The organism is Chitinophaga pinensis DSM 2588, assembly GCF_000024005.1.
Lineage (GTDB): Bacteria > Bacteroidota > Bacteroidia > Chitinophagales > Chitinophagaceae > Chitinophaga > Chitinophaga pinensis.
Genome location: NC_013132.1, coordinates 1,555,701 through 1,580,663, shown reverse-complemented (window position 1 = coordinate 1,580,663; position 24,963 = coordinate 1,555,701). Strand labels below are relative to the sequence as shown.

The 24,963-nt window shown below is 44.9% G+C and carries 18 protein-coding genes and 1 tRNA gene; 13 read left to right on the top strand and 6 right to left on the bottom strand.

Going from position 1 to position 24,963, the window contains the following annotated elements:
• Positions 1–153 precede the first annotated feature (153 nt).
• Both CPIN_RS36410 and CPIN_RS06550 read left to right on the top strand, forming a co-directional pair.
• The gene (locus tag CPIN_RS36410) at positions 154–816 is read left to right on the top strand and encodes a phosphatase PAP2 family protein (protein WP_012788996.1); all 663 of its coding nucleotides are present in this window, start codon (positions 154–156) and stop codon (positions 814–816) included.
• Positions 817–844: 28 nt separating this feature from the next.
• Positions 845–2,470, top strand: a complete 1,626-nt coding sequence (locus CPIN_RS06550; protein ID WP_012788995.1) for an ArnT family glycosyltransferase — start codon at positions 845–847, stop codon at positions 2,468–2,470.
• Positions 2,471–2,532: 62 nt separating this feature from the next.
• Here the strand turns inward: CPIN_RS06550 and CPIN_RS06545 are convergent, their stop codons facing one another.
• Positions 2,533–3,273: a superoxide dismutase gene (locus tag CPIN_RS06545; RefSeq protein ID WP_012788994.1), complete on the bottom strand. Its 741-nt coding sequence runs from the start codon at positions 3,271–3,273 to the stop codon at positions 2,533–2,535.
• Positions 3,274–3,690: 417 nt separating this feature from the next.
• Between CPIN_RS06545 and CPIN_RS06540 the strand changes: the two genes are divergently transcribed.
• The 6 genes from CPIN_RS06540 to CPIN_RS06515 all read left to right on the top strand — a co-directional run bounded on the left by CPIN_RS06540 (position 3,691) and on the right by CPIN_RS06515 (position 10,649).
• Positions 3,691–4,794: a ThiF family adenylyltransferase gene (locus tag CPIN_RS06540; protein WP_148230515.1), complete on the top strand. Its 1,104-nt coding sequence runs from the start codon at positions 3,691–3,693 to the stop codon at positions 4,792–4,794.
• Between the two features lie 106 nt (positions 4,795–4,900).
• Positions 4,901–5,611, top strand: coding sequence for a hypothetical protein (locus tag CPIN_RS06535; RefSeq protein ID WP_012788991.1), 711 nt, complete (start codon positions 4,901–4,903; stop codon positions 5,609–5,611).
• A 20-nt stretch (positions 5,612–5,631) separates the two neighbouring features.
• Positions 5,632–7,758, top strand: coding sequence for a sensor histidine kinase (locus tag CPIN_RS06530; RefSeq protein ID WP_012788990.1), 2,127 nt, complete (start codon positions 5,632–5,634; stop codon positions 7,756–7,758).
• 65 nt (positions 7,759–7,823) lie between these two features.
• The gene (locus CPIN_RS06525; protein WP_012788989.1) at positions 7,824–8,921 is read left to right on the top strand and encodes a sensor histidine kinase; all 1,098 of its coding nucleotides are present in this window, start codon (positions 7,824–7,826) and stop codon (positions 8,919–8,921) included.
• Positions 8,905–9,321 (top strand): response regulator, encoded by a 417-nt coding sequence (locus tag CPIN_RS06520; RefSeq protein WP_012788988.1) that lies wholly within the window; start codon positions 8,905–8,907, stop codon positions 9,319–9,321. Before CPIN_RS06525 ends, CPIN_RS06520 begins: the two co-directional genes overlap by 17 nt.
• A gap of 323 nt (positions 9,322–9,644) precedes the next feature.
• Positions 9,645–10,649, top strand: coding sequence for a M57 family metalloprotease (locus CPIN_RS06515; RefSeq protein WP_012788987.1), 1,005 nt, complete (start codon positions 9,645–9,647; stop codon positions 10,647–10,649).
• Between the two features lie 110 nt (positions 10,650–10,759).
• On the opposite strand, the gene CPIN_RS36405 is transcribed toward CPIN_RS06515, so the two are convergent.
• The 3 genes from CPIN_RS36405 to CPIN_RS06500 form a co-directional block, all read right to left on the bottom strand.
• Positions 10,760–11,803, bottom strand: coding sequence for a DUF3667 domain-containing protein (locus CPIN_RS36405; protein ID WP_012788986.1), 1,044 nt, complete (start codon positions 11,801–11,803; stop codon positions 10,760–10,762).
• A 148-nt stretch (positions 11,804–11,951) separates the two neighbouring features.
• The gene (locus tag CPIN_RS06505; protein WP_012788985.1) at positions 11,952–12,329 is read right to left on the bottom strand and encodes a VOC family protein; all 378 of its coding nucleotides are present in this window, start codon (positions 12,327–12,329) and stop codon (positions 11,952–11,954) included.
• 82 nt (positions 12,330–12,411) lie between these two features.
• Entirely contained in the window at positions 12,412–13,146 is a 735-nt protein-coding gene (locus tag CPIN_RS06500; protein WP_012788984.1) for an AraC family transcriptional regulator, read from the bottom strand.
• Between the two features lie 890 nt (positions 13,147–14,036).
• Between CPIN_RS06500 and CPIN_RS06495 the strand changes: the two genes are divergently transcribed.
• From CPIN_RS06495 to CPIN_RS38595, 3 genes are all read left to right on the top strand, one after another.
• Positions 14,037–15,623 (top strand): DHA2 family efflux MFS transporter permease subunit, encoded by a 1,587-nt coding sequence (locus CPIN_RS06495; protein ID WP_012788983.1) that lies wholly within the window; start codon positions 14,037–14,039, stop codon positions 15,621–15,623.
• A gap of 405 nt (positions 15,624–16,028) precedes the next feature.
• Positions 16,029–17,408, top strand: a complete 1,380-nt coding sequence (locus tag CPIN_RS06490; protein ID WP_012788982.1) for an MFS transporter — start codon at positions 16,029–16,031, stop codon at positions 17,406–17,408.
• A gap of 6 nt (positions 17,409–17,414) precedes the next feature.
• The gene (locus tag CPIN_RS38595) at positions 17,415–17,612 is read left to right on the top strand and encodes an SDR family NAD(P)-dependent oxidoreductase (RefSeq protein WP_148230728.1); all 198 of its coding nucleotides are present in this window, start codon (positions 17,415–17,417) and stop codon (positions 17,610–17,612) included.
• 8 nt (positions 17,613–17,620) lie between these two features.
• On the opposite strand, the gene CPIN_RS06485 is transcribed toward CPIN_RS38595, so the two are convergent.
• A tRNA-Ala gene (locus CPIN_RS06485) sits at positions 17,621–17,694 on the bottom strand.
• 108 nt (positions 17,695–17,802) lie between these two features.
• Here CPIN_RS06485 and CPIN_RS06480 point away from each other — a divergent pair.
• Positions 17,803–19,140 carry an amino acid permease gene (locus tag CPIN_RS06480; protein WP_012788981.1) on the top strand — a complete coding sequence of 446 codons (1,338 nt, stop codon included), beginning with the start codon at positions 17,803–17,805 and terminating at the stop codon, positions 19,138–19,140.
• Between the two features lie 379 nt (positions 19,141–19,519).
• Positions 19,520–22,822: a TonB-dependent receptor gene (locus CPIN_RS06475; protein ID WP_012788980.1), complete on the top strand. Its 3,303-nt coding sequence runs from the start codon at positions 19,520–19,522 to the stop codon at positions 22,820–22,822.
• 79 nt (positions 22,823–22,901) lie between these two features.
• Here the strand turns inward: CPIN_RS06475 and CPIN_RS06470 are convergent, their stop codons facing one another.
• On the bottom strand, positions 22,902–24,833 hold the full coding sequence (locus CPIN_RS06470; RefSeq protein ID WP_012788979.1) for a gamma-glutamyltransferase family protein: 1,932 nt from the start codon (positions 24,831–24,833) through the stop codon (positions 22,902–22,904).
• Between the last annotated feature and the right edge of the window lie 130 nt (positions 24,834–24,963).

Below are 24,963 nucleotides of genomic sequence, written 5' to 3'. Positions count from 1 at the left end.
AGCCACTAGCTCCCAGCTTCAAGATCTTTACACCGTTAACGGGCACTCAGCAACTGCCCGGCAGGATGAACCTGTACCTGCTATAAAGGAAGAAAACAGTGTAAAGATCATTGTGCACCTGCTAAGCTTAACGGCGGGTCGCTACCTATTACTATGAAAACACTATTGACGCTGCTGGGCAAAAATGCCCCTTTCTTTTTGCCATTCCTTTTATGGATCGTCGCTGGCGCACTGCTACAGGCTTATTTCACACATGATGATCTGTTCCTTGCTATTAACCGCGCACACGCTCCATGGGCAGATGTTGTTGTATCAGGTATGACCTACATCGGAGATGGTATTACCTTTGCTGTTATGCTGGTGCTTATTCTTGTATACAGGAAATACAAGCTGTTCTTTACTGCCGGCACCGTATTATTACTGACCACCATCATCGTGCAGGTTGCCAAACATTATTACAACGAACCAAGACCTACGTTGTATTTTGCAGATGCAGGCACACTGGTACACACTGTTAAGTGGGTGACAGTACACGGTTCCTGCAGTTTTCCATCCGGACATACAACGACTGCATTCGCGCTGTTTACATTTTTAACACTGATATGCAGGAATAAATTGGCCGGATTCGCGTTCTTAACACTGGCATTGCTGGCTGCCCATTCAAGGATCTACCTGGCACAACATTTCTTCGTAGATGTTTACACAGGTAGCATCATCGGAACAACAAGCAGTCTCGTAGTGTACACACTGTTCCATCAAAGCAGAAGAAAGGCTTCGCCGGAAGCAGTCAGCGAACCGGTTGTCAGCCTTACCTGATTAGATTATTTTTATTGATTGCCTGATTATGAAGTACCTGTTGATTGCCATTGTCGCTGCTGCTCTTTTCGTACCCTTCCTGGGCGCTGTGCACTTGTTTGACTGGGACGAGATCAATTTTGCAGAAGCTGCAAGGGAGATGATTGTAAGCCATGATTATTCAAGAGTACAGATCGATTTTAAGCCCTTCTGGGAAAAGCCTCCCCTGTTCATATGGCTGCAGGCTATCAGTATGCAGCTCTTTGGGGTAAATGAGTTTGCAGCTCGTTTTCCCAATGCCATGATCGGTATTGCGACCCTGGTGACCCTGTTCGGCATTGGTAAGAAACTGGCAGACGAGAAATTAGGGCTCTGGTGGGCACTGGCTTATGCCGGTTCATGGCTGCCACACTTCTATTTCAAATCAGGTATTATTGACCCGACTTTCAATTTCTTTATATTTCTTGCGATCTATTGCGCTTATCGTACCGCATTCAGTGGTAAACCTTCCAGGTTGGCTATCCTGAGTGGTATATTCCTTGGATTGGCCGTACTTACCAAAGGGCCGGTAGCTATCCTGGTGAGTATACTGACCTTTGTCTTCTACTGGCTGTATAAAAAAGGGAAAACGGGTATTGGTCTGGCGCAATTGGGTATCATTATACTGGCATCCGTGTTGACCACCGCGCTCTGGTTCGGTTATGAGATCGTCGCACATGGTTTCTGGTTTGTACAGGAATTCATTACCTATCAGATAAGACTCTTTACAACAAAAGACGCAGGCCATGGCGGTTCGTTCTTCTATCACTGGATCGTGTTGCTGATCGGATGTTTCCCTGCCAGTCTGTTACTGTTCACCTATATCAGAGGACGTAAGGGGAAATCTATCTATACCGGGTCAAATTCAGCGGAGGTAAAAGACTTCAAAATATGGATGTGGGTATTGTTTTGGGTCGTACTGATCCTGTTTTCCATCGTGGAAACCAAGATCGTTCACTACTCTTCACTGTGTTATTTCCCGCTTAGCTTCCTTGCTGCCTGGCAACTGTATCGGATTTCCGAAAACAAACTGCAACTACATGCCTGGAATATTGTGCTAATGATGCTGATAGGTCTGTCAATCGGTCTGGCCATTACCTTATTACCATTGGCAGGCGTATATAAAGATGTGATCATTCCACATATACACGATCGTTTTGCACAGGCCAATCTGCAGGCACAGGTGCCCTGGTCAGTATGGGAAGCCGCTTACGGCGCCGGCTATATGTTGCTGATCATCATTGGTGCAGTACTCCTGTTCCAGAAAAAAGTACAGGCAGGCCTGCTGTGTATTTTCTTTAGCACCATTCTGGCCATACAAATCACGATTGTCCATTTTACACCTAAAATAGAGCGTTACTCACAGGGTGTTGCGATCGACTTTTTCAAAACATTTGAAGGGAAGGATGATTATGTGCAGGTACTAATGTATCATAGCTATGCACACCTGTTCTATACAAAGAAGCTCCCACCGGTTAATCAGAACTACTATAATACCGACTGGCTGCTGAGCGGGAAGGTAGATAAACCTACCTGGTTTGTATGCAGAACGACGGATAGTGCGCCATTCAGAACAGATCCGGATCTGGAGATTGTGGAAGAAAGGAACGGATTTGTATTCTTTAAAAGAAAATAAGCGATAGTAATAAAAAAAGGAGAGGCTAACACCTCTCCTTTTTTTATTACTATCGCTTATTACTATTTAATAGCAGCAGCGTATAATTTATCTACCTCCGTCCAGTTTACTACATTCCAGAAAGCGGTAACATAGTCGGCACGAACGTTATGATATTTCAGGTAATAAGCGTGTTCCCACACATCCAGTGCAAGGATCGGTGTACCGCGTTCTTTCACGATGTTATCCATCAACGGGTTGTCCTGGTTAGGTGTGGATATAACGGACAACTTCTTCCCAGGCGTAACGATCAGCCATGCCCAGCCGGAACCAAATACGCCTTTAGCGGCAGTATTGAAGATTTCCTGGAATTTCTCCCATGAAGTGAATGTTTCGTTAATAGCGGCTTTCAGTTTATCAGAAGGTGTTGTCTTCTGTGGAGACAGTAAGGTCCAGAAGAGAGAGTGGTTGAAGTGACCACCCGCATTGTTGCGCACTGCTTTATCTTCAGGTTTCACTTTTGCCAGGATCTGCTCAAGTGTAAGGCTTTCGAAAGCCGATCCTTTCACCGCATCGTTCAGGTTCTTAACATAGGCGCCATGGTGCTTATCGTGATGAATCTCCATTGTAGCTTTATCGATGTGCGGCTCAAGGGCATCATAACCATAAGGTAAAGGCGGTACCTCAAAAGGAGCTTTTACATTGCCGTTGAGTACGGACGCTCCTTTACGGGCTGCAGGAGCAGCTGCCATTATACCAGATGGGTTGCCGAGAGCTGCTACGCCTGCCAGGCCTGCCAGCTTAATAAATTCTCTCTTGTTCATATGTTAAGGCATTAAATTATGGTAATAAAGAACTTGAAATATATCTGCAAGGGCAGCAAATTCTGCACCAATATTAGATAAATTTATTGCATAAGTATCGCCGGCCATCAAACAGTTGGTAATAAAACGCGGATTCTCACTAAAATAACCGCAACATTTCGCAATCTTTTGAAATTAATTGTTATTTTACCATACGCTTTCATGTGAAACTTTAACTTTTTCTTTATTTGATTAACTAAACAACAATTTATCCCAGACTACATAGTGAATATGTAATATATATAGAGAACTAACGAGCTTGCCTTTGTCACCAGGGCCCTTACCATGCCACTTTACAAACAACACTAATTGACCATACTTTAACATATACCATTTATAAATTGCCATCATTGTTCATAAAATTTTATGCCAGGCAAAATGACAGAACTAGAGCATTATATCAATCAGCAACGGACCGAGCCAGATAATTACACACCAGTATTTTATCGATTGCAGCACGAAGAACAATATGTCGATTTACTGGCTTTACTGGCAAAGAATCCGCATATCCGGGTATATGACGAAATATACTCTCAGTTAAGGGAGTTGATGAAGATCCGCAATCCTACCAAACGACTCACGGAGGAAGAATCTGAACAAAAGATCAGGGAATATGTTGGTACTACACCGCTCCACGCTTTTGGCGTTTGGGTTTATTACCCCTGGTCACACCGTGTGGTACATATTGTAGATGAGAAGGATTTTATTGAACTCCGCACCAGCCGTAACAGGGAAAAGATCACCGAAGAAGAGATAGCCCTGCTCAGCAGTAAGAAAATAGGCATTATCGGCCTTTCAGTAGGCCAATCCATAGCGCTGACGCTTACCATGGAACGGGTATGTGGTGAATTGCGACTGGCCGATTTTGATAAAGTTGAGCTGACGAATATGAACAGGATCCGTACCGGTATTCACAGCATACAGACATATAAGGTGGTGATCGCTGCACGCGAAATCGCTGAACTGGACCCATTCATTAAGGTTGTCATTTATAAAGATGGCGCCACTGAAGAAAACCTGGACGACTTTTTCACCAAAGATGGGCATCTCGACATCCTCGTAGAAGAGTGTGACGGTATCGATATAAAGATATTGAGCAGGATGAAGGCCAAAGCCCTCGGTATCCCCGTAGTAATGGATACAAATGACAGAGGCCTGGTTGACGTGGAACGTTTTGACCTGGAACCCGACCGACCTTTACTTCATGGATTCATACCCGACTTAGATCTGAAAAGCCTGCGTGGATTAACGGATGCAGAGAAACTACCCATATTCCGTCCTATGGTCGCCCTGGATGATATGTCCGCAAGGATGAAACACTCTTTAGGCCAGATTGGAAAAACGATTACTACCTGGCCTCAGCTGGCATCTTCTGTGGTGCTGGGCGGCGCCGTAGTAACCGATACCTGCAGAAGGATACTGCTTGACCATTTCAAAAGCTCAGGCAGGTACTACGTAGATTTTGAACAAATTCTTGTTTAATAGTGCAGGAATGAGCGGCTGTATCTCATTTTGCAATCGAAGCCAAATGAGACGTCCGCTCATCCCCCGAACTGATCCTTATTAAAGAGTACCCACATGCAATATCATGATTACAGTAAGGGCTTTTAAGGCGCCAGATGATCCGGAAGCCTGCCTTCGCTTTTACAATGGCCATTTACGGCTGTTGGAAATCTATTTCGGCATTGCCAAAATCACTTCAGGCAGCGCCGATTGGATGCACCATGACAACAGCATTGTAATTATTGTAGAAGACGAGACCCGTACCAAAACGTACGGTGGAGCACGTGTACAGCTTGCTGACGGCGTGTTGCCCTTACCTATCGAAACTGCCATCGGTAAATACGACGCGAAAATATACGACGCTATCCGTCCAGGCAGTGCAGAGATATGCGCCATGTGGAACTCAAAAGAAGTAGCCGGTATGGGCATCGGCAGTCAGGTGCTGGCCCGTGCAGGCGTAGTACTCGCAGCCCAGCTGCCAGTCGACAATTTCCATGTATTATGCGCTCCGATCACCACCCGTATTGGCAAACGGGTCGGCTTTGTTGTTGATGAATCATTGGGAGATAAAGGCACCTTCTTCTATCCCAAAGACGACTTCATTGCTACGGCAATGCTCATTAATGACGTTAAAAAGCTGGAATATGCCGACCCCAAAGAGAGAGAACTGATATATGACCTGCGGGAAAACCTGGTACAAACGAAGACCGAAGTCGGACCCAAAGGCTCTTATGAAGTGAGTTATAACCTCGAAATTCCCAACTTACAATTTTCAGATGTGAAGAGCGAACGATGAATTTTCTATAAATTTAACGCATGTTCCGATTTATCGCTCTATGGCTACTTGCTATCTTAGGTTACCAGCAAATGCAGGCGGCAACCCCTATTGTATACCACAACAATATGCCCCTGACCCGGATCGGCAAAAACCTTGAAATATATACTGACAAGACCAATGCACTGGATATCAATGCTGTCAGCAAAAAGACATTCAGTTTTCCGGATGAAAATGTCCCAAACCTACAGATCACTCCCCACACACATTGGGTACGCTTTACCGTTACTAACGAGTCAGATCTCCGCGAGATCATGCTGGAGGTAGAATACCCTACCATAGACGATATTACCCTTTTTGAGCTACGCCCCGACGGTACTTACGACAGTACACGCCTGGGAGAGTTTACCAGTTACCATAACCGCCCGGTTGACCACCAGAACTATATTTTTCCGTTATACATCGCCACGCATACCACCCGGCAATATTACCTGCGGGTAATTGCCGGCGAACAGGTACAACTCCCCATGTCCATAGGCACACGGGACCAGGTATCCGAAAAGAACGACTACCGTGATCTGATATTCGGTTTATACATCGGAGTTATGCTGGCGATGTCGTTTTATAACCTCTTCCTGTATCTGTCTACAAAAGACAACAGTTACCTGACCTACGTGTCTTATAACGTGTTTGTCGCCCTGACACAGGCTACCTTACAGGGTTATTCGTTCCGATTCCTTTATCCGGACAGTCCCTGGATGGCCCAACATGCGACGGTACTCGTACCTATACTCAACGGACTGACCGCACTGGTCTTCATCCAGCAATTCCTGCTGACGAAACAGTTTTATAAAAAGGGGCATCGCCTGATCAACATCCTGCTGATATTATACATGGGATGTTTCATACCGGCACTCCTGAATAAGTATATCATTGCCCAGATATGGGTCCAGATGGTAGTAGGAGCTGCCGCAGTAAGCGTATTCTATATATCGCTGCGAATGAGTATGAAGGGCTATAGTTCCGCACGTTTCTTCCTGCTGGCATGGTCTATATTCCTGCTTAGCGTACTGGTATTTGTGCTGAGGAATGCCAACGTACTCCCCTATAATGAGTTCACCTATTATGCATTGCAGATCGGTTCCGGTATGGAAGCCCTCCTGCTCTCCTTTGCACTGGCCTATAAAATCAACCTTTTTAAGGCAGAAGCCCTGCATGCTTCCCAGGAAAATGAGCGCCTGGTGAAAGAACAGAATATCATCCTGGAAGAAAAGGTGACCCAGCGTACGGAAGAACTACAAACCTCCAATGAAGAACTGAACGTCGCGTTGAAGAACCTGAAAGAAGCCCAGACCCAACTCGTAGAAAGAGAGAAAATGGCCTCCCTCGGTCAGCTGACGGCCGGTATTGCCCATGAAATAAATAATCCGATCAATTTTGTCACTTCTAATATAAAGCCGCTTAAACTGGATATCCAGGATATCAGAACATTGCTGGATAAGTACGATGACTTGCCAAACACCACGGATATCCAGGGAGCATTGAAAGATATTGCCGCCTTTAAACAACAGATCGATATTGATTATATTCACGAAGAAATCTCTTCGCTGATCAAAGGGATTGAAGATGGCGCTTCCAGAACCTCGGAAATTGTCCGCGGATTACGTACCTTCAGTAGACTGGATGAAAGCGATGTTAAATCAGTGGATCTGCACGAAGGAATCGACAGTACACTGGTATTGCTGAAAAACAGTATCCCGACAAATGTCAAAGTAATAAAGGACTACGGTTCTTTACCCAAAATAGAGTGTTATGCCGGCAAGATCAACCAGGTGTTTATGAACATTCTGACCAATGCATTTAACGCTATTAAGACAAATAACCAGGACCGTGAAGAAGTGGTAACGATCACTACCCGCGAAGATAACGGCCTTGCCCTCATCAGTATAAAAGACACCGGCCCCGGAATGACAGAGCAGGTAAAAGAGAAGATCTTCGATCCTTTCTTTACCACGAAAGATGTGGGAGAAGGTACAGGCTTAGGCCTTTCCATTGTATTCAGTATTATTGAAAAGCACAACGGACGTATCGAGGTGATCACCGCTCCTGATAAAGGTGCAGAATTTATTATATATTTACCCATGAGCGTAACCGCTCAGGCGTCTTAGTATACCCACGCAGGCGAATCCATGTAATCAATGACAAAATTGAACCTGCGGCAAAACCAAAATGGATGAAAGACAACCGTATCAGGATCTTGTACATTGATGATGAAATTCATAACCTCAATGCTTTTAAAGCCGGATTCCGCAGAAGTTATGAAATTTATACCGCCAATTCCGCCCAGGAAGGCAAACAACTACTTAAAAGCATTGACGTCCATATTATCATTGCGGACCAGAAGATGCCCGTATCGACAGGGGTTGAATTCTTTAATGAAATAAAGGATACCCTGCCGGATCCTATGCGTATTCTCCTGACAGGTTATACCGATGTGGAAGATATTATAGACGCCATCAATAAAGGTCATATCTTCTCCTATATCAAAAAACCATGGGACGAGATAGAACTGCATCGTACCATCAACAACGCCTTTGAAATTTATAATACACGCCGCCAGCTGAAAGAAAAGATCCTTGAGCTGGAAAAGATCAATGACGAGTTAAACCGCTTTATCTATTCCACCTCCCATGACCTTCGCTCTCCGCTGATGTCCGTATTGGGTATTATCAATCTGAGCAGGCTGGATAACTCGGTAACAGATCCGAATGGTTATCTCAATATGATTGAGGTATGTATTCTGAAACTCGACGGATTTATCCAGAAGATCATCGAATACTACCGGAACTCACGCCTGGATGTAGAGTATGAGAAGATCAACTTCGAAAACCTGATCCATGAATGTATCGCGTCCTTCCGTCACCAGAACAACGCAATACAGTTCCAGGTGAATGTAGACCAGCAGGTAGATTTTAAAGGCGATACTTTCCGCATCAGTGTTATCCTGAATAACCTGATCTCTAACGCGGTGAAGTACCAGAAACCGGAAGAAAGTCATCCGCAGGTGAACCTGTCTGTAAAGGTAGAGCCGCATAAAGCGACCCTGTCTATTGAAGATAATGGCATCGGTATATTGAGCGAACACCTGAACAATATTTTTAAAATGTTCTTCCGCTCCAAAAACAATAACAAGCCAGGCAGTGGTATTGGATTGTATATCGTGAAAGAAGCGCTGAATAAAATTGGCGGTACTATTAACGTTGAGTCAAAGTATGGAGAAGGTACCCTATTTGAAATAAGCATTCCCAACAGAAATGATTTCGATTCCTGATTTACGTGTTATACTGATCGACGATAACGAAGTGGATCTGCTGCTGCATGAACGTTTGATAACCTTGCAGCAGATCAGCAGGACAGTGCTTGCTTTTAACAACGCAAACAAGGCGCTCGAATTCCTGTCTTCCAATATTTCGCTGCCACGCATCCCTCCCACTGTGTTGCTGCTTGACATACAGATGCCGGAAATGGATGGTTTTGAATTCCTGGACGCATTTTATAGTTATCCTGCCAAAATCAAGTCACAATGCCATGTGATCATGGTATCATCTTCTCTTGATTATGGTGACCTCAGCCGTACCTACGCCAATCCGATGGTCTTTAAACTGCTGAAAAAACCTTTACTGGCAAGCGAATTGAAAAATGCAATCGTGGATATTTTCAGAGATCAGTAAGCGCGTCATATTATACTTACAGACTAAAAAAGCTGCTATATAAATACCCTGTACCCTCGTACAGGGTATTATCATTCATATCATGCATTTCAATAAAAACTCTGCCGGAATTTTCGTTATATTTGGATGGAGAAAAAACAATAGCCATTAATTTGTCAACCGTATAAAGTAGTAGTGCACCGTCAGTCTCCTTATGCCAGCGTTTAAACCCATTACCTGTTTATTCGCATCGTTATATTGAGCAAATTATTTTCAAATTCTCAGCCTGGTATTCCCGATATACCGACTGTTAACTCACATTTCCTCATTTAAAATCTAAATCGATGAAACCCATCCGAATGGCCCTTGCATGCCTGCTCTTATTAGGCTGCTTCCTGACAAACTGTAAACAGGAAACCAAAATCACTCCTACATCTGACATTCCATCTGAAGATCTTGACAAAATCGCCCGTGCCGGTTTTAGTACTTACAATGTAATAGATGTAGACAGTGGTTATGTGGTGGAAGGTGATATCTTCCTGAAATATGATTACCTGGATACAAAACCTAATTCTCCCATCCTCCGCATCGCTGAAAGCGAACAGTATCATACATATGCACTGGTAACAGGTACACCAAGGGTGATTTCCATTTCACTGACTGCCGGATTATCCACTGTATTCACAACAGCACTTGATGAAGCGATTGCCCGTTACAATGCACTTGGATTGAAACTCTCTTTCCAACGCGTCAGCAGTGGTGGCAACATCAACATCACCACCTTCTACCAGGGTCCAAATGCTGATGGCAGTATTGTTTTAGGTAGCTCAGGATTCCCATCCGGTGGCAACCCCTATAGCTCCATCACATTGAATACGCATCCACAGGCATATGGCAGTAATCCTGACATGTTGTACCTCGCTTCCGTTATCCAGCACGAAGTGGGTCACTGTATCGGGTTCCGTCATACCGATTACTTCAACCGTAACTACAGCTGTAATTACAGTACCAATCCAAACGAAGGTGAAGCCGGCATCGGTGCGGTACACATTCCCGGTACGCCAACAGCTGAAGATCCTAATAGCTTTATGCTGGCCTGTACGGTGTTCGGACTTAACCGTTCCTTCAACACCAATGACGTCATTGCGCTGCAATCCCTCTATGGCTCCTGTGACCGTGTAGATCAGCGTTATATTAATGGCGTTTGTGAAACCGCTCAAATAGAGTTAACTAATGTGACAGAGGCTCCAAGAGGCTACGTCTGCTCTTACAGCTATGTATGGAGTGATGGCTCAGAAGTTCCTTACAAAACGGTCAGAACGGCGCAGGGTTGTCCTTCCAACCCCTGATTGACAGCACAAGACGACACTACTACCTGATAATAAAGGGGTGTATCAAAGCATTTTTGATACACCCCTTTATTATTAGCTTTTTATTTGCTGCACTATCCTGTCATGCGTTACATGATAAGCGCACTTAATGCGATAATAGCAAAACCAGCCGCGATGAAGATGCCATAGATGACACTCAGGCCAATCGCTTTTACCAGCGATAGGAAAAATGATTGCTGATAAGCATTCTTCAGGGCGATCGTCATATAGGCGATCAGCAGAAACAGCTCCAGCGAAGAAAGGAAAGTCGCAACCGCCGGTACTACCTTATTCAGTAATGCAATGATAAAAAACAGTAGAAACGCTGCAGAATGGAAATGCAGCGAAAAGATCGCGTGATCTCCATAATAGTATTTCTTTTTGTTGTAGAACAGTTTTAATATCAATGCAAACAAAGGCAGTAAAAGGAACATCAGCTTTGGAATCGCGTGTTGCGTCTTTTCGATCAGTAATTCCACCGCAGCTTCTCCGTGATGTTCAATTGTGGCAAACCAGCGGCTATACAACCATGGTTTTATTCCTTTATCTCTTCTTTCTGCCGGCAACGCCATTTGCCCTTCATGATATTCTTTCAGAAGTTGATAATCAATATTACCAACTACATTGAATTTAATTTCCTTCACATGAATAGTATCCAGCCGCAATCTGCTGATCGTGCCCGCCAATGCTGCAGATTTAATGCTATCTACAGGCGTCTTATTGCCCGTTTCCTGCAGGATCTGTAGCAGACTATCCGCTACCTCCTTTTTGGCCGCCATTATGGTCCTTTCTTGTGTTATTTCTTCAAGTTTAAAGTTGGAATGTCTAAAGGTAAAAGCGGCCAGAAAATACAGGAAGGAGATAAATACATACATCCGGATAGGATGCAGATAACTCGCCCTGCGACCGGAAAGATATTCCTTTGTAAGAAAACCCGGCTTAAATACCAGGTCCTTTATAGTTGTAAAAAACTTGGAATCGTAGTGTGTAACGTCCTCAAAAAAATGTCTGAAAAGGTGTCCAAAAGACTCTTTAACAACGATATTCTCCTGTCCGCAGTGACTGCAATACCTGTCTTCTACGGTTGCTCCACAGTTCAGACAGTTCTTTTCATGTCTCAGATGTTGTGACATAGGTAAGTTTTAAAATGGCGTTTAGATTTTGGCTACAATAGCAGTGATCGCTTGATCTTTCGGGAAAGATATTACATTTAGCACAACAATCATAACGCCCACGATAAGACGTAACAGGCAGAAAAGAACTGTTCTTATCGTGATGCTATCAGGAGCTTATCTTGAAATGCGGATTATAGATCAGTCCGACAATATTTCCCCATGGATCTTTTACAGTCGCTACCACGATGCCATCTCCAACTTCTGTCGGTGCTTCGTGTTCGGTTGCGCCTAATGCAATGAACCTGTCAAACTCAGCATGGATATCAACGACACCCCAATAGGTCAATACATTCTCCGACTTATCCTTTACCGGCGTTTCTTCCGGCTGTAAACCCAGTTCGTAGCCGCCCACTTCAAATCCTACATGAAAAGGCTGATCAAAATAAGGTTGTACTTCAAATGCTTTTGCATACCATTCTTTTGCCTGATTGACGTCAGCCACTTTGTATATGGTCGTTCTCAGTCCCAGTATTTTCTGTGCCATCTTTTATTTTTTTGCAGATGATGAATTATGCAGGTAAAGGTAGTCCGCCGACGGCAAACCTGTTTGGAAAAAAACGACAAAATCAGATTACAGAAGGGGCCGCACCAGCGTACTTTTTGATATCATTTGTCAGATGCGCATGATCGTAATAGCCACAGTTCAGGGCAATAGCTAACAGGCTGTCCTGCTGTGTATTGTACTTGATCTGCGAAAGTGCAGACCGGAAACGCACGATGTTGGTAAACTCCTTCGGACTAACACCTATATAGCGTTGGAAGTTCCGCTCCAGTTGTCTTGTCGTAATATGGTTTCTTGCTGCAAGTGCGGATATCGCTACCTGTCCTTTTGAGCGTTCTACATCCTGTATAATCGCCGCAAGTGCATGTTTTGGTGGCTGCAATCTTTGCAGAAAAAAACGATTGAGGTAAGCAAGAAAATGTTGTGCAGTTTTATGCAGATCAGGAGACAGTGCCGCATCAAATTCGATCGTCGCATCCGTTATTTCGCTGAGTGAAGCAAAGCGATAAAAAGTAGAGAACCCGGCAGGTTTAAAACGAATACCGACCAGTTTATTATCCGGACTGATAAAAGAAGTCTTATAAGTCGTCATAGTACCTACGAGATAAGCCTTGCCGGCCGCCATTGCCAGTTCACCCGTCTTTGCCCGGTAGTCGTCCTTCAGATTAAGGATCAGATCAATACAGCCGTCAGGCAATATATTCGATTGAATATACTGCGCCTGATGCCCTTCAACGACCCAATAAGCATCGATGTAAGGCAACAGATCAGGGTGAGGTTTGAATTGACAATAACTCATTGCTCAAATATAGCTTTTCCGTATTTATAATACATTAGTTACCCATTGATACCGGAGTCACGTGGACTTGATACCGACTTAATACAGCGTACTGCCTCCCAAGCTGCCTATTATTTAATGATAATCAATAAGATAATCCATATGTCAAAGAGCGCATGTTTATCCCCTCACCTTTTCCGTACACACAGCATGGCCATCAGTAGCCTGTTGTTACCAAAACACTAAAGAAATAAACAATTATATATATCAGATAATGTGTGTCTGAATACAGTTGCTTCATACACACAAACTATACAATAAGATAAAGACAAATACACTTGACATGCCCGATAGCTAATCGCGAAAAAAGGTTGTCGGCCCGATCATCTCTCTCAAACCAATAGCGGCATATTATTGCCGTCAGAAAGAACAAATCTTCTTCTATTTGCATTGCTACAATGCATTACTCAATGATGTGAAACAAGCTGAAAAGAGACTGGTAAGAATGCTTACCGAAGAACCGGATTAACTACTGATTACAGTACAAATTTACAAAGAAAAGCAGGGAAATGGTGTGCGGGAAATACTGATTTTGTGACCTCTTCTATGGAAAGTTTCCGCTTAAATGGGATCTGTGTTTTACTATCCTTCGTTGCTCCTTCGTTCAGGGAACGAAGGAGCAACGAAGGATAGTAAATATCTAAACAGTATCTGTGCAGATACATTCAACATCTTCCAGGCAAAATAACATAAAGCAGCTGACTTCTTCTCCATAAAATAATCACCGATTTAACTTAAGTGAAAAAAAAAGGTGGTATTTCCCCAGACCTTTGACACAAAGCTATTACGCCGGATACTGACATTATCCGGCGGTGAATGAATGTTCTCTCCTCAGTACTATATATGTTATCATGGAAACGACCGAAAACTCGCTTGTTGAATATGGATCCAGGCGGATCATTATTACCGTCGTGGCAGTGGTATGTGCCATGCTTGAGCTGATCGACACTACCATCGTCAATGTAGCGCTCAATGACCTTCGCGGAAACTTAGGCGCAACTGTCAACGAAATTGGATGGGTTATCACTGCTTATTCATTAGCAAATGTGATTATCGTCCCTATGACCAGCTGGCTTTCCCAGCAATTTGGGAGACGCAATTACTTCGCAGTATCTATTCTCGTTTTTACCATTTGTTCCGTCCTGTGCGGCAGTGCCACTAATATATGGCAAATCATGCTATACCGTTTCGTACAGGGACTTGGTGGCGGCGCCTTACTGGTGACCTCACAAACGATCATCGCTGAAAGCTGGCCATCTGAGAAAAGAGCCGTTGCACAAGGGATCTATACATTGGGACTCATCATCGGACCAACGATCGGACCAACACTGGGTGGCTACCTGATCGATCATTATTCATGGCCCGTGATCTTTTACATCAATGTTCCGATTGGTATTGTCGCCACGGTTTTATCTCTTCAATATGTCAGGAGTCCGCGGTACGAACAAAAGCGACCTGCCAATGAAGTTGACTGGCTGGGTATTATATTACTGACCGTTGGTGTATCCTCGCTGCAATACGTACTTGAAAAGGGACAGGAAGACGACTGGTTTAGCAGTAAACTCATTATCATATTGACCGTAATGGCCGTATTTGGTATTATCTGCTTCATCTGGCGGCAATTAAATTACCGTTATCCGATTGTTGAATTAAGGGTACTAAGAAATACCAATCTAAGGATTGGAACGATACTTACCTTTTTAATAGGTTTTGGCTTGTTTGGTACGACCTTCGTGCTTCCCTTGTATACCCAGAGCCTGCTCGGATGGAGCGCTTTCCAGTCAGGCATATTACTTCTGCCGGGCACTCTTTTTGTGGCCGTCGTAGTAGTAATCGTATCACGGCTGATTCAGCGGGGTGTTTCCTCTAAATACCTGATCGTGTTAGGAATGCTTACCTTCTTTGTCTACGGATACTGGTCTTATCATCTGCTGACCCTGCAAACGGGAAGTGCGAATTTATATGCCGTGTTATTCGTCAGGGGATTAGGTCTTGGTCTGCTGTATGTACCGGTAACGACCATGTCTCTTTCCACCCTGGAAGGAAAAGAGATCGCCCAGGGCGCAGCGCTGACCGGCATGTTCCGTCAACTCGGTGGCGCATTTGGCGTCGCACTGATCTCGACGTTTATCGCACGGGAATCTCAACAACATCGCGTTACACTGGTCAGCCATCTAAATCAGGATGATCCGACCGTACAACAAAGACTCTCGCAATTAATTGCCGGTTTTCAACAACGGGGTTTTGACTTTTTAACGGCTAAACAAAGCGCTTATGCCGTTTTAGAAAGTTCCGTACAGCGACAATCCACCCTGCTTTCTTATATGGATGTATTTTTATGGGTAGGCTATTTATTTTTAGTGAGTGTGCCTTTGGTGCTGATTTTTGTAAAAGAATCGCAACGGAAAACGCGTGTGATCGAAACTGCAGGGCATTGATTTCAAAGAAGCAACCCGGGTAAATGGCGGCAGTCAATTCAATAGCCCGTATAGTGAAGGGGCATATTGAATTGACTGCAAATTGATTGAATTAATATTGGATAAAGAATTCGTCGGCCCGGCGACGAACTTTGGCCAGTTGAACATAACCGTCATCTTCAGAGCGGTATCCTAGGTTACATTCATTGAATTTTACCTGCCGTCAACCGGCTGTATGAATTCCTTTCGGCTATCATTGAAAATCATATAAACAACTTTGATATCAATATAACAATAGCATAAGTTTGGAAGGATATTTGCCCCGGAGAAATTTCATAAATACGATAATAAGTGACTGCTTTCTGCCGTGATAACGATTGTCAATAGCTAATCTGCGCACTTAAAATCGAACATACTACTGCGATCATGAAAGAAAATATTAGTGACCCTCGCCGATGGCTGGCGCTGATCGTGCTGTTAACCGGTACATTACTACCGCCGCTCGATTTTTTTATCGTCAATGTGGCGCTGCCTGCGATCCGCACGGACCTGCATGCGTCTCAGGCTGATTCACAGCTGGTCGTATCAGTGTATGCTGCTGCGTATGCTGTTACATTGATATTAGGAGGCCGTTTGGGCGACATTTATGGTCGAAAACGGGTGTTAATAAGTGGTATGCTTGGCTTTGGTCTGGCATCCGCAATTTGCGGCCTGGCACCGTCTCCTGCTGTACTGATAGCAGGGCGGCTGTTGCAGGGTGTAACAGCAGCCATCATGGGCCCGCAATCGCTGGCTTCTATCCATGCTATTTTCCCTTCTGATGAAAAGAACCGGGCACTTAGCCTTTATGGTGCTACTTTTGGTCTGGCCTCTGTATGTGGGCAGTTGCTGGGAGGGGTGCTCGTATCTGCCGATTTGTTTGGCATGGGATGGCGAAGTGTGTTCCTCATCAACTTACCTGTTATTGTGCTTGCCATACCTGCTGCTTTGCTGTTGCTACACGAGAACCGTGCGGAACGATCGGATAAACTGGATATTCCCGGCGCATTACTTCTTGCCGCAGGGTTATTGTCGTTTGTGTTCCCGCTTATCGAAGGGCGTGAAAATCACTGGCCATGGTGGTGCGTAGTATTATTAATACTTAGCTTGCCTTTGTTGTTCCTATTCTGGCAGTACGAAAAAAAGAAGGAATCAACAGGTCATTCGCCACTGGTATATACTTCTTTACTGATGTCGCCTGGGTTGCGTCGCAGTCTGGCTGCCGCATTCTTCTTTTATGCCCTTGCATCTTTCTTTCTCATTTTTGCTGTCTACGAGCAGGGCGCGCTGGCGCACGATACACTGGCTACAGGGCTGGCTATATTGCCCCTGGGCATAGGTTTCTTCCTTGGTCCCTGGTGTAGTCCATCCGTTGCTAAATGGCTTGGTTCACGCACGGCTGCATTTGGTATGATACTGGAAGTTGTCGGTTTAATGCTTGCTGCCGTACTAGCTGTAGCAGATCATCCGTCCTGGCTTCCTGTACCACTGTTTATTATTGGTCTGGGGCAGGGAATGGCTATTCCCGCGCTGGTGCGATTAAATGTTGATCAGGTTGATGCACGTTTCTCAGGACTTGCAGCGGGCTTGGTAAGCGCCACATTACAGATCAGTGCTGCTGTATTCGTTGCACTGGTTGGTGGTCTGTTCTTTACACTTGCGCCAGAAGGTGCAAGCGCAGAGGAAATTCAACTCAGCTTTGCTATATCTACGTCTGCAATTGGAGTATCTCTGGGATTGGCAGCGATACTATGTTGGAAGCGTTAGTTACTACTGACTATTGCAGATTATGACAAAGTGATAGATATCAATGTTAAAGCGGTGTTCGTAGCTGTATTGGAGGTTGTTAAACATCTTAAAGCGGGAGGCCGCATCATTACTATCGGAAGTAACATGGGTGATACTTGTTCAAGTGCAGGCCCTATCTCATATCAAAAAAACAGGCTTTTAGATATTCATCTAAAAGCCTGATAATCTTGTGGAGAATACCGGAGTCGAACCGGTGACCTCTTGCATGCCATGCAAGCGCTCTAGCCAACTGAGCTAATTCCCCTGCTGAATGGTGTGCAAATGTATAATTTTTCCTGAAATCAGCAAATATTCCCTTTAATAATTCCAATTTCTGCCTCAAAACCTATTTTTGTCGCCAATACGACTCTATATGCCCGAAAAAACAGCGCACACAGAAAAGAATAAACTGGGTTTATTAACCAGCACCTCCCTGATTGTCGGGAATATGATCGGCGCTGGTATATTCCTGGCGCCAGCCGCCTTATCTTCCTTTGGCAGTGTCAGTCTGCTGGGATGGGTGATTTCTGCAACAGGCTGTTTTTTCCTGGTAAAGGTCTTTAGTAATCTGAGCCGGATCGTCCCTAATGTTACCGGCGGACCATACGCTTATACCCGCCGGGGCTTCGGTGATTATATGGGTTTTTCGATTGCCTGGGGGTACTACATTGCGGTAGCCTGTGCAAATGCGGCTATTACGGTAGGCTTTGTGAGCGCACTGAGTACCTTTATTCCTTTGTTATCTACCAGCACACTGGCGGCGGCATCAACAGGACTGGCTTCCATCTGGCTGCTCACCTGGATCAACAATGCCGGCGTAAGAGTATCGGGACGGGTACAATTGATCACGACCATCCTGAAACTGATTCCGCTGATCGCGGTTGCTTTCTGCGGATTATTCTTCATCCGGTTTGACAACTTCCCTCCTTTCAATAACAGCAATATGTCATTGTTTGAAGTCATTTCACAGACGGTGACCTTCACCATGTTTGCATTTGTAGGGATAGAGTCGGCCACTGTACCGGCAGATAAAGTAGCCGATCCACAGCGGACCATCCCCCGTGCTACAATGCTTGGACTGATCATCGTTACAATTGTATATGTATTGGGAACAGTGAGTGTAATGGGTATCATTCCACCCGCTCAGTTACAAAATAGTCTGACACCCTTCGCAGATGCAGCTGTCATCATGTGGGGCCCTCATGCCCGTTTCCTGGTGAGCGCCGGTGTAGCGATTGCGGCATTTGGCGCCCTGAATGGCTGGATCCTGATCCAGGGACAGTTACCTTATGCGATCGCAAAAGACAAGCTCTTTCCGCGTGTATTTGGCAAAGAGAATAAGAAAGGTGTACCTTATGTAGGTATGTTTTTCAGCAGTATATTGATCTCCATATTTATGATCATGAACTACAACAAGGGACTGGTAGACCAGTTTAAATTCCTCGTATTACTGTCTACGCTCTCTGTACTGATACCTTACCTGTTTTCAACAGCCTCCTACTTTGTATTACGTACGAGCAAACAACTGACGAAAAGCGAATGGGCGCAATGCATCCTACTCTTCACTATTTCCTTCGGATATGTATTCTGGGCAATTGCCAGCGCCGGACAAAAAACCATCTTCTATGGATTCCTTTTACAGATGACAGGCATTCCTTTATATCTCTGGATGAAGGCAAAAAATGAAAATACCGCCCAGGGAGATCTATAAAATACATACGCTCCTGTTACGGGAAACACGAACAAACATCCGACCTTAAAATCAGCTTAAATCAGGCTTAAAAACGACTTAAAAGAAATCGTCCGAAAGCCTTACCCCAACTACGTTACAGACAGTCGTACCCGCCGCTGAAATGAGTGCCTTTCAAAAATCCGTCGGCTAATAATACCCGTTTCAGCGACAGACTTCCTGCTTCGGCAGATTATTTACCGGGAACGTTACCGGTCAACTTACCTTCCGCGCTTATTTACTTCAGGGAGCATTTCGTAATCGTAAATCTGTCAATCAAAATCTAAATAATTTGTTAACATAACTACTGCCGTTATGTGATTTTTTTTTGAGTATTTCGAACTTTAAATCCAATTAGTACATGCTATTAAAAAAATGCCTGTCAGCCATCCTCGGGCTGATCAGCTTACCTATGCTACTACTTGCCCAGGAGACTACCTCCGAAATCCACGGGCAGGTGAAAGATGGGCAAACGGGAGTTCCCGGAGCTATCATTATCGCACTACACAATCCCACCGGAACAAAGTACATGACGACCACCCGTAAGGATGGACGTTATAACGTACCAAACGTCCGTGTCGGAGGACCGTACACCATTTCTGTATCCTACATCGGATACAAAGATCAAAAGATTGAGAACGTAACCCTCTCCCTGGGACAGGAGTATGCCGGTGACTTCAACATCGTACCTGACACTAAACAACTGAGTGAAGTTGTGATCAAATCAGGTAAACAAGACAAAACATTTAATAACGGCCGTACAGGTGCACAGGAGATCATCAGTCGTGACCAGCTGGAAAAGCTGCCTACCATTAACAGGTCAGCACAGGACTTCACCAAACTGGAACCTACTTCAGCCAGCACTGCCGGCGGACAAAGTTTTGGCGGTCGCAGCAACCAGTATAACAACTTTACTGTGGATGGTGCGAACTTCAACAACTCATTCGGTCTGTCAGGTACGCTTGGCGGTCAGGCAGGTGCACAGCCAATCTCTCTGGATGCGATCGATCAGATCCAGGTGAATGTTGCACCTTATGACGTACGTCAGGGTGGGTTCTCCGGCGCTGGTGTTAATACCGTGACCAAAAGCGGTTCTAACACATTCAGAGGATCAGTGTACACTTACTTCAAAAATGAAGGTACACAGGGTTATAAAGTAGAGAATGCAGTTGTTCCAAAAACTGACCTCTCTTTCAACATCCGTGGTGCTTCCCTGGGAGGTTATCTCGTTAAGAACAAAGTATTCTTCTTTGTGAATGGCGAATCCTCCCGTCAAACAGCGCCTGCTACCAGCTGGATCGCATCTGATGCTTCAAATACGCCGAACAGCGGAGCCGGTATCTCCAACGCGAATGCTGACACACTGGCTGCACTGTCTAATTTCCTGAAAACGAATTTTGGTTATGATCCAGGTGCATACGCTGGTTATTCCTTCAAAACAAACAGTGACAAGATCACTGCTAAAATTGACTGGAACATCAATAATAATCACACGCTGACACTGAAATATAACTACCTGAAATCATCTTCTGATCAGTTTGCAAGTACCAGCAGACCAGCAGGTGTTACAGGTGGACAGCCTGGTTTCAATTCTATGCCATTCTATGGAAGTGGTTATGTAATCAACAATAACTTCAACATCTTTATTGCGGAGCTGAACAGCCGTTTCGGTAACTCAGCATCCAATAAATTCCAGATCGGTTACACTGCCCTGCGTGATTTCCGCTCTTCTCATTCCAATTCCAGCACGTTCCCACTGGTCGATATCCTGAATAACGGTAACATCTATACTTCCTTTGGTTACGAGCCCTACACTTACAACAACGTCCTGAACACAGACGTATTCCAGATCTCAGATATCTTCACCTTTTATAAAGGTGCACATGAGATCACCGTAGGTACACAGGATTATTATAGAAAATACAAAAACGCATTTGCTCCCGGTTACCAGGGCGCTTACCAGTTTGCAAGTCTGACTGATTTCTACAATAGCGTTAAAAATAACAATGTGCCTGCAAAAAGCTATTACCTGCAGTATTCCGCATTGCCTGATGGTTCTTTCCCATGGGCTTATGCTGGATCAACTGAATTAGGTTTGTTTGCACAGGATAAATGGCGCGTGACTGACAAGTTCACACTGACCTACGGTCTGCGTCTTGATATGACCATTTACAAACAGGATTTCCAGGACAACCCGAACTTCAATGCCCTCAAATTTAAAGATGGCAAAAGCTACGACATCGGAAAGGCGCCGGGCAATGCATTGCTGATCTCTCCACGTATCGGTTTCAACTGGGACGTACTGGATGATAAGACCTTACAGGTACGAGGTGGTTTAGGGATCTTCTCCGGTCCTCCTCCATTTGTATGGATCAGCAACCAGGCTAGTAACAACGGTGTACAGTGGGGTTCATTTACTGCGAATGACAAAACGTTCAGTGCAGATCCTACCAAGTATATTCCAGGTGAGCTGAGTGCTAATAAAAACTACGCAGTAGCGCTGACCGACAAGAATTTCAAATACCCTTCCGTATTGAAATCAAGTATAGCAGTTGATAAGAAACTGCCAGGTGACTGGGTATTTACAGTAGAAGGTACCTATTCTAAAGACATCAACGCTGTATACTTCCAGAACATTAACCTGAATGAAACAAACGGTTTTGCACTGAGCAACGGTGGCGATCACAGAGACCGTTATCTCACTGTTGCTAACAGTAACAAGTATTATTACGCAGGTACAGGTCTGGATAATCCTAACATTGGTAACGCCATCCTGATGAGCAACACTAACAAAGGTTACTCTTACAACGTTACTGGTCGTATCCAGAAAACTTACAAAAACCTGTATGTAAGCGTTGCTTATACACATGGTGATGCACGTAACGCTGCTGAAACAGGTAGCACCGCTTCTTCCCTGTGGAGCGCACGTGCAGTAAGCACTGACCCGAATGGTGAAAACCTGGCGTATGCTTCTTACAGACTGCCTAACCGTATTATCGCAATGGCGTCTTATAAAGTATCTTACGCTAAATACTTCTCTACTTCATTTGGTCTGATCTATGAAGCTGCACCTGCCGGTGTTACTTCTTATACCTACAATGGCGACCTGAATGGTGATGGTTTCAACAATGATCTGATGTACATCCCTAAAAACGATAAAGACATCAACCTGATCAATGTCGGCTCTTACAATGCTACCACACACACAGGTTCTACTACCGGTACAGCAGCTGACCCAAGAACGGCGGCTCAGACCTGGACACAGCTGAACAACTTCATTAACCAGAGCGGTTACCTGTCTTCTCACCGTGGAGAGGTTGCAAAAGCAAACGCAGTAACACTACCTTTCTTCAAGAAAGCGGACGTAAACGTTACTGAAGATATCTCCATGAAGACTGGTAAAACCCGTCACACACTGCGCTTATCCCTGGATATCATTAACGTGGGCAACCTGTTAAACAAAAACTGGGGTATCGTAAAAGCAACAACAGTGACCAACCCGCTGAAGTATGAAGGCCTGGCGGCAGATGGTACAACACCACTGTTCTCCTTCCCTTATGCAGACCCAAACAACCAGGTACACCTGACCAACAGCTTTGCAAACAACACAGCGATCATTTCCCGCTGGCAGATGCAGTTCGGTATCAGATACCTGTTTAACTAATATTTGCTTACTATGCTATGAGAGAAGGGCAGTCCGCCAATAGCGGGACTGCCCTTTTCCTTTATAAGTGACGACTGTATTACCAGCCGATACCATAATCTTCTCCATGATTACTGCTACCACCCCATAAAGAGCCATGTGCCGTATCCAGGAATATGGCATTCACAGGTCCACTGGTACGCTCACTGAAACTTTCTGTATAACCCATCTTCTTCAATATCGTCCTGGTGGCCTCCGGTGTATTGCTGTTCAGCAGAATACTGCCCGGATGTGGCATACGTTCTTTAATGGAGGTACCACCCAGGGAAAGCCAGAGCTGGTTCGTATTGATATTTGCCGCTTCCGTCGCCTGCTGTACCGTCATACCAAATTCCACCATATTCAGGAAAAACTGCAGCAGGTTCTGATCCTGTGTATCACCACCCTGTACCGCGAAAGAAAGATAGGGTTTACCGTCTTTCAGCGCCATAGAAGGCGTTAAAGTCACACGTGGACGTTTACCAGGCGCAATAACGTTAAAAGGACACAAGGCACTGTCAAGCACAAAGCTCTGCAAACGCTGGCTCATACCCACACCGGTATGTCCGGCAATACACGCAGGCGTCCATCCGCCACTTGGTGTGATTGATACTACCCAGCCATCTTTATCAGCAGCTTCCACACTGGTCGTACCTCTCCATAACCGGTCCATATAAGCGCTGTCTATCTCATTTGCCGCATACATTTCTTCAGAAGCAGGCGTATTGAGGATGCTGGCAGCATCATGCTTCGGTACAAAACGTGCCGGTTTTGTCTGTGAAGAAGTATCAGTTAGCGATTGATGTTCCTTCATCAGTTGCAGATAAGGATTGCTTTTACCTTCAAAAGGATAAGGATCACCCGGTAATAGATCCGGATCATTGCGGTCAGGGTTGATCATTTTTGCCCGTTCTTTTGCATAGGCTTTACTTAATAATCCGTTGATCGGTGTTTTAGGCGTAAAATAAGGATCGCCATAATAGAAGTCTCTGTCTGCAAAGGTCAGGTTCATTGTCTGATACAGGGTATGGATATACTGCGGAGAATTATAGCCCATTCCTTTCAGATCAAAGTTCTCCAGGATATTCAGACTTTGCAGCAGCATTGGTCCCTGTGTCCAGGATTGGAGTTTGTATACCTCGATCCCTTTATAATTAACATGCAGTGGTTCCTCTTCAATTGGTTTCCAACGGGCCAGGTCCTGTTCAGTGATCAGACCACCCTGTTCCTGACAACCACGTACAAATTCCTTCGCGATATCTCCTTTATAGAATCTGTCATAAGCAGCCATGATTGCTTCCTTACGGGATTTCTTCTTTTTCAGGGCTTCCTGTTCTGCTTCCACCATTTTGGTCAGTGTCGCCAATAGCTCCTTTTGTACAAAGATCTCCCCTGCTTCCGGCGCTTCCCTTTTTTCACCCGGATGGGTCAGGAAAACGGCCTTGCTGTAAGGCCATTGCTTCAGGCGGTCTTTTGCCCGCTCCATACTGTTGGCCGTCTGGGCTTCAATCGGGTAACCGGCAGCCATTTCCATGGCAGGCGCCAGTACTTCCTTCAGACTGAGGGTGCCGTATTCTGCCAGCATATAGCAAAGACCACCCGGCGTACCAGGTGTTACAGCTGCCAGGGGACCATATTCCGGCGGGAAATTATATCCCTTGTCCTTGAAGAATTCAGGTGTTGCACCTGTAGGAGCAACGCCCAGGGCGTTAATAGCAATGACTTTCTTTGTTTTCGGATTGAAAATAAGCGCCTGTGTCTCTCCGCCCCAGCTCAATACGTCCCACATGGTACAGGTAGCGGCCAGCATTGCACAGGCGGCGTCTACGGCATTTCCACCTTTCTGGAAGATCATGGAACCGGCGGTGGCAGCCAGCGGTTTACCCGTCACAGCCATCCAGTGACGTCCGTGTAATGGCGGTTTCTGGGTTTGCTGCGCCTGCATGGTCGACCCGAGGGAAAGCAGGGCAACGAGAAAAAATAGATGTTTCATAAAATAATATGCTGTTTAGAGGTGTTATTATCCAGGAGCTGACAAATTAGCAAAATCACAGGGATACTTCTAAATTATGGGATGAACTTTGCACCCCTTTACGTGTTATAGTAAGGGTGCCTTCACAAAT